This window comes from Spirillospora sp. NPDC052269 (genome assembly GCF_040679435.1).
Classification (GTDB): Bacteria; Actinomycetota; Actinomycetes; order Streptosporangiales; family Streptosporangiaceae; genus Spirillospora.
Genome location: NZ_JBFAUU010000043.1, coordinates 1 through 9,408, shown reverse-complemented (window position 1 = coordinate 9,408; position 9,408 = coordinate 1). Strand labels below are relative to the sequence as shown.

The window sequence follows — 9,408 nt, the reverse complement described above, 5'->3', positions numbered from 1 at the left end:
GCCCCGTCCGGCGAGGCGTGCGTGTGCGACCTGACCGGCCCCTTCGAGCTGACCGGACCGACCATCTCCCACCACCTCAAAGTCCTCCGCAAGGCTGGACTGATCGACGGCGAACGCCGCGGAACCTGGGTGTACTACCAAGTGATCTCCGAGCGGCTTACCCGGCTGTCCGGTCTGTTCACCCTGCCCACCCTCACCCCGGCCTGAGCCCGGGCCGGCCCCGCCCCGCCCCGAGGGGCGGCTACTTGCGGAGGCGGCTGAGGACGTGGCGGGGGGGGGGGGGGGGGCGCCGCGGGGGGGGCGCGGGCGGCGGGCCCCCCCCCCCCCCCCCCGCAGGGTGGCCGAGGCGAAGGACCGCTGCCACTCCAGGCCCACATACCCCAAGCCCGGATGGGTCGTGGAGACGCCGCCTTCGTGCAGCGGCCGGCCGTCGTCATCGAGGGCCCCGAGCTCGTCGAGGTAGTCCACGCCGGGCCGGAACCCCGTGGCGAGCAGCACCACATCGACGCGCTCGCGCGTCCCGTCCGCCCACACCACTTGGTCACCGTCCAGGCGGGTGAACAGCTCGCGGCGGTCGGGGTTGCCGGTGGCGATCCGCGCCCGGTAGGTGCCGGTGTCGAACACCGGCGTTCCCTTGCCGCCGGTGAGCAGCCCGCGGGCCCACCCGGCCGAGTCCAGACCGGTGCGCTGCAACCACAGATGCATGTCGACGCCGAGGACGCGCTGGGCCATGAACCGCAAAGGATGGCGGGTGGCCAGGGTGACCCGCGACCGCTCGGCCAGCTCGATGGCGATCTGGACGGCCGAGTTCCCGCCGCCCACGATCACCACGCGCCGCCCCGCAAACTCCTCGGGCCGCCGGTACTGCGACGAATGCAGCACCGTGCCGGTGAATCCCTCCAGCCCCGGCAGGCTGGGACGATGCGGGCGACTGAACGCCCCGGTCGCGGCGATCACCGTCGGCGCGGTGAAGCTCTCCCCTCTGTCGGTCACCGCCTCGAACATCCGCCCGGATGCGCTGGCGGTCTCGGCGGCGACCTTCACCACGCGGTGGCTGTGCCGGATGTCGGCGTCGAGTCGTTCGGCGTACCCCTCCAGGTAGGCAACGACCTCATCTCGGGCCGGGTAGCCGTTCGGGTCACCGGGGAAGGGAGCTCCCAGCAGGGCGCTGCGGCGGGCCGGGGAGAACAGCGTCAGGCTGTCGTAGCAGTGCGGCCAGGAGCCTGCCGTCCGCGTGGACGCCTCCAGGACCAGCGGATGCAGGCCGAGGATGCGGGCGGCGCGGGCGGTGGCGAGTCCGGCCTGCCCGCCGCCGACGATGATCACGGTCGTGGTGTTCGTGGACATGACCCCAACATATAAAGACTTTCTTATATGTCAATATGTCTATGCGTGGCGTAGTGTCGGAGGTGGACGCGGCGACGACGGGAGGGGGCGATCGGCCTTGACGGAGATCGGCGTGGACGTCGGTACGGGCGACGGCACGGCCCCCGCCTGCGGCGTGGCCGCACCCCTCGGCGCCGGCGCGCGCGAGTTCCTCAAGGCGCTGGCCAGCGAGCAACGCCAGCGCATGCTGGAGCTGTTCACCGGAGGTGTCGAGCTGACCGTGGGGGCGGTCGCCGAGCAGATGGGCATCTCCCAGCCCGCAGCGTCCCAGCAGTTGGCGATCCTTCGCCGCGGTGGGTTGGTCAGCTCCCGCAAGGACGGCAAGCAGGTCTTCCATCGTGTCGACACCACGGCCGTGCAGCGCTCGCTGGCAGAGCTTCAGGACTACCTGCGCACCTGCTGTCCGCCCTGCGGCACCTGACACATGTCCCGTGACGCCTTGCGCGTGTCGTCCTGGTTGAACCGGTGGGGATCATGAAACGTCCGGCGTAGCCTGCCTGATCACAGCATTCCCGATCGAGGACCTGTCGGCCACCGGGAACGTCGACACCGTCTGGGGACGCCGCGTCCGCCCCGGTCGCCGCCCGACGACATCGACGGCCGGGCCTGTTCGAGATCGCCACCCGCCGCACCGCCCTCCTCCACGGTGGCGACATGACGGCGGGGTCGCCGTCCCGCCCGTGCGTACGACCCGCGATCGCGGTGACCTGCACGCCCGCCCCATGTCCACCCGGCTCACCCCACCGGCGTCGCCCTGGTCCGACGGAAGCACCCTCGACTGCGACACCGTCCCGTGGTTGCACCGGCTTCCGCCCCGCCCTCTCCCACCTGGCCACGCTGCGGCTGCGCACCCACAGCGGCGAATTCCCCATGACCGGCACCCACGCCACCGCCGAACCGCGCCTCCACCTGATCGGATACGGCGACTGGACCGCCCCGACCTCCGCCACCCAGGTCGGCGCCGGCATGAACGCCCACGCCGCGGTCGACGACATCGCGCGCGCCCTCGGCGGACGCCCGTCATCCGAAACCGCTGACCCCCGCCAGCCCCCCTAAACCCTTCCTCGAACCCCATTCATCGTTTATCGTCGATGGACGATGAAAGAGGAGAAGGGGCCGCTCGACCGGCCCACCGCAGCCCGGTACGCGTCCTGGTTCAAAGCACTCGCCGACCCGACCCGCGTCCAGATCGTGTCGCTGCTGGCCCGCCAGGAACGCCCCATGAACGTCGGCGAGATCGTCGACGAGGTCGCCGTCGGGCAGTCCACCGTCTCGGCACACCTCAAAGCGCTCACCGACGTCAGGTTCGTGCTGGTCGAACAGGTCGGCACCGCCCGCTACTACCGCATCAACACCGCCTGCGTGGACTGCTTCCCCACCGCCGCCGACCTGGTCATGGGTCACCCGGCCCCCCAAGCCCCCACCTGTCCGCCCGAGGAGGACTGATGGACCAGCCCGCATCCGGAACCGATGCGATCATCGACCGCTACTCCCGCCTGGCCCGCCTCGCCCTATCCGGCCAGACCCCACTCGACCAGGAGCCCTGCCAGAGCCCGGACCAGGGCTGCTTCGGCGCGGCGGCCTACACAGGCGACGAAGCCGTGTCCGAGGACGCGCTGCGCGCCAGCCTCGGTTGCGGCAACCCCCTGGCCGTCGCCGACCTCCACCCCGGCGACACCGTCCTCGATCTCGGGTCGGGCGGCGGCTTGGACGTCCTGCTGTCGGCCCGCCGCGTCGGCCCCACCGGCACCGCCTACGGCCTGGACGCCAGCCCCGACATGCTCGAACTCGCCCGCATCAATGCCGAACAAGCCGGAACCGCCAACGCCCACTTCCTCCAAGGCCGAATCGAGGACATCCCCCTGCCGGACGGTTCCGTCGACGTGGTCATCTCCAACTGCGTCATCAACCTGTCCGCCGACAAACCCCGGGTCCTCACCGAAGCCGCCCGCGTCCTACGCCCCGGCGGACGCCTCGGCATCAGCGACGTCATCGCCGGCCCCAGCCTGGACCCCACCGAACAGCAAGCCGCGGAACACCACGTCGGCTGCCACGCCGGAACCCTCACCACCGACCAGTACCGCACCCACCTACTGGACGCCGGATTCACCGCCGTCACGGTCACACCCACGGCTCCGGCCGAACCCGGCCTGCACTCGGCGATCATCCAGGCCGTCAAAGGCCGGTGATCCCCGGCTGGGCAAGAAACCGGACCGGCCCGGCCACCAGGCCATGCGTACAGGTGGATGGGGCGGGTCGCCCTCAGAGCGCCGAGGCCGACGCCAGCAGGGTGAGGTGCCGTCCGACCTGCGCGCCGGCCACGGTGAGCTCGTAGCGGCTGGTCATCGGCGGGCCTGGACAGTGGCGCCGAACAACCAGCCCGGCCTCGACCAGGTCACGCAGCCGCTCGTTCAGGCTCGCCGACGACAGGCCCGGCACGGCTCGCTGGAGTTCGACGAACCCGGCGGGCCGCTGGTTCAGCAGCATCAGCAGATGCGGCGCCCAGCGGCGGTGCAGAACCCCGAACACGCCGGCGGCCGCGGCGGGGAACTCAAGCGGCTCACCCGGCACGGTGTCCGTGACCATCACACGATCACTCCAGTTCTCGAAGTGGCTCATATTTCCGCAGTCGCGCTGCTACGTTCCGATACGGAGATCGCTGATTGATCGCTGATTGTCTGCTGTGCCGTAGGTGTCTCGCCGTCCCGTCGTTGCGCCCTTGTTCGCAGGAGGACCACGATGGCGCACCCCGACCGCCAGCGCTGGCAGGTGACCCTGCTCCGGCTGCACGATCTGCGCGCCCAAGGCGCCCTCACACCGCAACACCTCCGCCTGGCCGCCGCCGGGCTGGGGGTCACGGTCCGCACCGTCCGGCGCCGGCTCACCGCCTTCACCCCCGATGCCGCCGTGCTGCGGCGGGGACCCGACCCGTACCGCCTGTCGCGCACCGACCTGGACGCCTACGCCTTCTACCGCGGCAACATCGCGTTCGTATTCAGGGCCCGCCAGGCCGTCCTGGAAGGCAGCGGCACCGTCGCGGGCGGCCCGGTCCCGGCGTTCCTGGCACGGGGCTGGGCCGATGCCGAGCCGGTGGCGCTACGCAGCCTGCAACGTGCGTTCGCCGAGCAGACCAGCTCCGGGTACCGGGCGCTGCTGACCCACGGGGAGAACGCGCGCCGCGAGCACGGCGTCCACTGCGACCAGCCTGAGGTGCCGCGCAACACCGTCTGGGAGACCGACCACAAGGACCTGCCGATCCTGGTCCTGCCTCCCCGCGGCAAGGCCGCCCGGCCCTGGCTGACCGCCTTCACCGACGCCCGCACCCGCGCGATCGTCGGCTGGTGCCTGGCGCTGCGGCCCAGCTCGGCCACCGTGCTGACGGCGCTGCGGATGGCGCTGGTCCACGAACCCGACCGCGGCCCCTGGGGCGCGGTCCCGGCGGCGGTGCGGATCGACGGCGGACTGGAATTCGCCGCGACCGCCGTCCAAGACGCTCTGAACAGCCTGAGCGTCACCTGCGACCTGCTCCCGCCACGCACCCCCGAACTGAAAGGCAAACAAGAACGCCTCCACCGCACCGTCCAGCAGACCCTGCTGACCGGACTGCCCGGCTACACCGACGGCCCACGCGACGCCGCCGGGCAGTTGTACGGGCCCCTCAAAGACGACCCGCGCTCACGCGAGGACGCCCAGACCGCGCCGACGCGGCCGATGCGCATCGAACGGCTCGCCGCGCGCATGGCCACCTGGGTGCACTGGTACAACACCGAGCGGCCCCACGGGGCCCTGGACGGCCGCACCCCGCTGCAAGCCTGGACCGACGACGACACGGCGCTGCACCGCGTCCCCGCCGACACGCTGCGGCACCTGCTGCTGGCCGGAGACGACCGCGTCATCCAAAAAGACGGCGTCCACTTCCGCGGGCTGAACTTCATCGCCCCCGAACTGGACGGCAAAGCCGGAGAGCGCATCAGCATCCGCTACATGCCGCATGAGGACCGGTGGATCGAGGTCTACCAGTTCGGCGAGCACCTGTGCACCGCCTACCCACAAGGCCACCTCACCCCCGAACAGCACCAGGCGTTCCGCGACCACAAGCGCGCCGAAGCCCGCCACCTGCGACGCGAGCTGCGCCGGGCCGAACGCCACGCCCGTGAAGTGCTCGCCCCCCTCAACGACGACCAACCCCACGCGGTCGACACCCGCCTGATCCCCGCCCACCACGCCGCCCAGACCACACGGCCCGCACCCCGCCCCCGCAACCGGTCCGACCGGCTGCTGGCCGAGCAGGCCAGCACCAGCCTGCTGGGCCTGCACCCACCGGCCGGCCTCCCCAACACCGAACCCCCAGCCGCCGCACCCGCACTCGCACCCGCACCCGCCGAACCTGGCGGCCCGCCCACCGATCCGTCGACCGATCCGCCATCGACCGATCGCCGCGCCGGGCCCGACCCCGAGCCTGAGCCGGAGGCCCGCTGATGGCGCAGCACTTCCTCGACCTGCCCGACGCCGCCACCCTGGACACCCGCCAATTCCAGCTCACCGCCCGCATCGTCACAGACCTGGTCAAACACAACGCCATGGGCGTGGTGCATGGCCCCGCCGGCACCGGCAAGACCTACGCCGTCGAGGACGCCCTGGAACAGACGGCGGCCGCGACCACCGTGGTGTACTCCGCGATGGCCTTCCAGTCCAAACCGACCATGCTGCAGGTGCAGCAGGAGATCGCGCTGGCGGTCACCGGCTCCAAACCCCCCAGGTCCTACAACCGGTACGACCTGGCACGCATGCTCACCGAACTCCTGGCCGGCCCCCAACGACTCCTGGTCATCGACGAGGCACAACGCCTCAACGGAGACTGCCTGGAAACCATCCGGCACCTGCACGACCACCGCGACACCCGCTTCGCGCTGCTGTACGTCGGCGGCGACTCCTGCTGGGAGGTGCTGTCCAAAGAACCGATGTTCCGCTCCCGGGTGTTCCGGCGCCTGCCGTTCCAACCGATCAAACCCCCGTCGGTCCCCGGCCTGATCCGCCGCTTCCACCCCATCTACGCCCAGGCCACCGACCAGGTCCTCACCGACATCGACACCCGCTTCGCCCACGGGAACCTGCGTGACTGGGCCGTGTTCACCCACACCGCCGCCGCCCTGTGCGACGAACACCACCGCCCCCACATCGACCCCGACGTCATCGCCAACACCTACGCCCTGCTCGGCGGCGGGATCAGTGACTGACCCCGGCCACCAGGCCGACAGCCACCGGCCCAGACCAAACCCCGATCCCGACCCCGGCGGCACGCCTGACCTCAGCGACTTCGACACCGCCCACTTCGGCGCCAGCGTCGGACCGGAAAGTGGGCCGGGGCGTCAGGCCGAGGTCCGGCTGGTGCACAACCCCGGCGACGACGTCATCGTCACCCGGCACCTGACCGCCATCCACGACGTCGCCGCCGGACAGGTGGTGGTGCTGCCCGCACCCGACCGCTGCAGTACTGGCGCGGCCGGTGACCGCGCCCGCCGGATCCGCCTGGCCATGGACGTGCTGCTCGCCCTCGGCAAGCGCCTGCCCCGGCGCCCCCGCCGCGGCAACGACGCAGACCTGACCGAACTGTGGCGCGACATCGAAGCCTGGCTACGGGCCGAGAACACCCGCGAACTCATCATCGACCGCGCCCACGAGCTCCGAAACCATGAGTTGCACCTGCTGGCCGACCTCGCCGCCCGCTGCCAGGCCCGCCTCTGGCTCATCTGGGCGATACGCCGCCTCAAACCGGGCGACCTGGGCCACCTGCCCGTCCAACCGGCCACCGTCGCCGAATTCCTCACCACCGTCGGCAAACCCCGCCACCGCCGCACCCGCCCCCGGGCCTGGCCGCCGCTGCCGTCCGCCGACTTCACCACCTTCCTCGCCGAATGCCGCCACCGCCTGGACCCCGCTGACTTCACCCGCGTCAACCGCCTCTACACCGCCACCTACCGGCGCGCCGCCGACCAATCCAACCCAGGCCGCTGGGCACGCCCCCAACACACCAGCACACTCGGCCGCCACCACCTACTGAAACTGACCGCCGACCTGCGCGACGATCTCATCGGCCCGGCCACCGACCCCGCCCAAGCCCTCATCCGGCTCCGCGCGACCCAGGCCGCCTACCTCTACAGCGGGCAGCTCTACCTGCGCTGGCGCCCCGAAACCCTCGGCGCCCACCCGGCCCGGCGGCTACTCAGCGACCTGACCCCACACATCGCCGCCGCCCTGCGCGGATGGTCACGCGTCGAGGTCGCCGCCGCCACCGCCCTGGCCCTCTACTTCGGCCGCCCACCCGGTATGCACAGCGGATGGCACACCGACCTGCGCCTGGGCGACCTGGCCCCGGACGGTTCCTGGCTACGCATGAGCCGCGACAGTCTCCTCAACACCCTCGACCCCGCGCCGCTGCCCGGTAACGACCAACCCGGGCACCAGGCCCCGCGCTACCTGCCCATCGACTACACCGCGGTCGTCCCCGCCCACCTGCAGCCCATCCTGGCCGCCCTGCACACCCACACCAGCGCCCGCGACCCCGCCCCCGACAGCCTGCTGTTCCCCGACACCGGGCCCACCACGCTGCACGACCTGATCGCCCAACTCCAGCGCGTCCTGCACCTGCCCGACACCACCGACCCCAACCGGTACCAGCACCGCATCCCCAACAGCACCTGGCTCAACCGGCGCGGCCTCAGCCTCCACGTCCTGCCACCCACCCCCGAAATGGCCACCGACTGGAACTACTCCCACCATGACAGCCCTGCTTAAGCTGGTCGAACAACGCATGCACGCCCGAGGCGTCAGCTGGACCCAGATCACCACCACCCTCGGCGTCCACGCCCCGCTCACACCCCGCCGCCCCGCAAACACCACCCCGCCCTACCCCCTGCACTTCGGCGACGTCCCCCTCAACGTCATCGTCGCCCTCGCCCAGCTCCTCGACCTGCCCGTCCAGGCGTTCCTGCCCGAACCAGACCCCGTCCCGCACCACGGCGACCAGCCACCCACCGACCCCGCGACCACCACCACCGCCCCCGACGCGGTCATCGTCATCGCCGCCCTCGCCCACGCCGCCATCCCACTGGCGGCCGACGCCCTGGCCGACGCGCTCGGCTGGCCCCACGACCGGCTCACCGCGGCCGTCACCCACCTGCGCACCCACCCCCACCTGGCCGCAGCCCACGCCCTCGACGGCACCCTCACCAGCCGCCTCAGCGTCCACCTCCGCCTCGACCTGCTCACCGCCGACCAACACAACGCACTCCGCGACGCCCCCTCCACCCAAAACGGCCTCACCGTCCGGCAAGCCGCCACCCTGTGCGTCCTGGCCCAAGCCGACGGCCTCAGCCGCGACCACCTAGCCCTGGCCCCTTTCCTCGAACAGCACCAGCACCACATCACCGAACTCCAACACCGAGGCATCGTCACCACCGGCGACGACCTCGACTACGGAAACCTCGACGACGCCGTCCGCTACAGCCTCGGCATCAAAGACCCCAGCCAAAAACACCTCCGCACCCCCCGCTGGCTCCCCACCCACCCCGACCCCACCCCCGAAGACCACGACGACCACGACACGCCACCCGTCGGGATCGACATCGACCTCTACAACTGGTGACCACAACACCGCCAGCCACAGACCACCAATACGGACACCACGAAAACAACACACCCCACCCGACAGCACTACGATCAACCCCGTCAGCCACCCACACCACCAGCCGCAACACGGGAAAATGACGCCCTCAAGACCAGGGACAACAACTTGGCGCCGAACCGGCCAACAACTTGGCGCGAAGGGACATCTACTTGGCGCTCAACAGCCAGGTTGTTGTCCGCTCGGCGCCAAGTTGTGCGCCAGTCGCGCCAAGTTCGGGGTTGAGGAACCTAGGGACAGCCACTAGGGCGTGTCCGTTGGATCTTGGTGTTTGGCTGAGGTTGATCAGGGTGTCGGGGTGTGATGGCGGGTGTGATTCGTCGTCATGAGTTGACCGA

General features: G+C 71.0%; 10 protein-coding genes and 1 pseudogene. 9 read left to right on the top strand and 2 right to left on the bottom strand.

What is annotated here, in order from left to right:
• The first annotated feature begins 21 nt into the window (after nucleotides 1–21).
• The gene (locus tag AB0L06_RS43455; protein ID WP_500237628.1) at nucleotides 22–207 is read left to right on the top strand and encodes an ArsR/SmtB family transcription factor; all 186 of its coding nucleotides are present in this window, start codon (nucleotides 22–24) and stop codon (nucleotides 205–207) included.
• Between the two features lie 594 nt (nucleotides 208–801).
• Here the strand turns inward: AB0L06_RS43455 and AB0L06_RS43450 are convergent.
• Nucleotides 802–1,347 (bottom strand): annotated as a pseudogene (locus AB0L06_RS43450) (flavin-containing monooxygenase); the annotation flags it as partial.
• A 112-nt stretch (nucleotides 1,348–1,459) separates the two neighbouring features.
• Here AB0L06_RS43450 and AB0L06_RS43445 point away from each other — a divergent pair.
• From AB0L06_RS43445 to AB0L06_RS43430, 4 genes are all read left to right on the top strand, one after another.
• Nucleotides 1,460–1,807 (top strand): ArsR/SmtB family transcription factor, encoded by a 348-nt coding sequence (locus tag AB0L06_RS43445; protein ID WP_500237627.1) that lies wholly within the window; start codon nucleotides 1,460–1,462, stop codon nucleotides 1,805–1,807.
• 449 nt (nucleotides 1,808–2,256) lie between these two features.
• On the top strand, nucleotides 2,257–2,442 hold the full coding sequence (locus tag AB0L06_RS43440; RefSeq protein WP_500237625.1) for a hypothetical protein: 186 nt from the start codon (nucleotides 2,257–2,259) through the stop codon (nucleotides 2,440–2,442).
• A gap of 42 nt (nucleotides 2,443–2,484) precedes the next feature.
• Entirely contained in the window at nucleotides 2,485–2,832 is a 348-nt protein-coding gene (locus AB0L06_RS43435) for an ArsR/SmtB family transcription factor (RefSeq protein ID WP_500237623.1), read from the top strand.
• A complete protein-coding gene (locus tag AB0L06_RS43430; RefSeq protein WP_500237622.1) occupies nucleotides 2,832–3,575 on the top strand; it encodes a methyltransferase domain-containing protein in 744 nt (247 codons plus the stop codon). Before AB0L06_RS43435 ends, AB0L06_RS43430 begins: the two co-directional genes overlap by 1 nt.
• Before the next feature lie 73 nt (nucleotides 3,576–3,648).
• Here AB0L06_RS43430 and AB0L06_RS43425 read toward each other — a convergent pair whose 3' ends face one another.
• Nucleotides 3,649–3,972, bottom strand: a complete 324-nt coding sequence (locus AB0L06_RS43425; RefSeq protein ID WP_500237621.1) for a winged helix-turn-helix transcriptional regulator — start codon at nucleotides 3,970–3,972, stop codon at nucleotides 3,649–3,651.
• Nucleotides 3,973–4,125: 153 nt separating this feature from the next.
• On the opposite strand from AB0L06_RS43425, the gene AB0L06_RS43420 reads away from it, so the two are divergent.
• Genes AB0L06_RS43420 through AB0L06_RS43405 form a run of 4 tightly spaced genes read left to right on the top strand, consistent with a single transcriptional unit; the run spans nucleotide 4,126 to nucleotide 9,031 of the window.
• Entirely contained in the window at nucleotides 4,126–5,865 is a 1,740-nt protein-coding gene (locus tag AB0L06_RS43420) for a transposase (protein ID WP_500237619.1), read from the top strand.
• Nucleotides 5,865–6,623, top strand: coding sequence for an AAA family ATPase (locus AB0L06_RS43415; RefSeq protein ID WP_500237618.1), 759 nt, complete (start codon nucleotides 5,865–5,867; stop codon nucleotides 6,621–6,623). The genes AB0L06_RS43420 and AB0L06_RS43415 overlap by 1 nt, the downstream gene beginning before the upstream one ends.
• The gene (locus AB0L06_RS43410; protein WP_500237617.1) at nucleotides 6,616–8,181 is read left to right on the top strand and encodes a hypothetical protein; all 1,566 of its coding nucleotides are present in this window, start codon (nucleotides 6,616–6,618) and stop codon (nucleotides 8,179–8,181) included. Before AB0L06_RS43415 ends, AB0L06_RS43410 begins: the two co-directional genes overlap by 8 nt.
• The gene (locus AB0L06_RS43405; RefSeq protein ID WP_500237616.1) at nucleotides 8,165–9,031 is read left to right on the top strand and encodes a hypothetical protein; all 867 of its coding nucleotides are present in this window, start codon (nucleotides 8,165–8,167) and stop codon (nucleotides 9,029–9,031) included. The genes AB0L06_RS43410 and AB0L06_RS43405 overlap by 17 nt, the downstream gene beginning before the upstream one ends.
• The last annotated feature ends 377 nt before the right edge of the window (nucleotides 9,032–9,408 follow it).

What these genes read in the sequence shown, in the direction of transcription:
- AB0L06_RS43440 (WP_500237625.1), top strand. Translation starts at nt 2,257, where the DNA reads ATGACCGGCACCCACGCCACCGCCGAACCGCGCCTCCACCTGATCGGA.
- AB0L06_RS43435 (WP_500237623.1), top strand. Translation starts at nt 2,485, where the DNA reads ATGAAAGAGGAGAAGGGGCCGCTCGACCGGCCCACCGCAGCCCGGTAC.
- AB0L06_RS43430 (WP_500237622.1), top strand. Translation starts at nt 2,832, where the DNA reads ATGGACCAGCCCGCATCCGGAACCGATGCGATCATCGACCGCTACTCC.
- AB0L06_RS43425 (WP_500237621.1), bottom strand. Translation starts at nt 3,972, where the DNA reads ATGGTCACGGACACCGTGCCGGGTGAGCCGCTTGAGTTCCCCGCCGCG.
- AB0L06_RS43420 (WP_500237619.1), top strand. Translation starts at nt 4,126, where the DNA reads ATGGCGCACCCCGACCGCCAGCGCTGGCAGGTGACCCTGCTCCGGCTG.
- AB0L06_RS43415 (WP_500237618.1), top strand. Translation starts at nt 5,865, where the DNA reads ATGGCGCAGCACTTCCTCGACCTGCCCGACGCCGCCACCCTGGACACC.
- AB0L06_RS43405 (WP_500237616.1), top strand. Translation starts at nt 8,165, where the DNA reads ATGACAGCCCTGCTTAAGCTGGTCGAACAACGCATGCACGCCCGAGGC.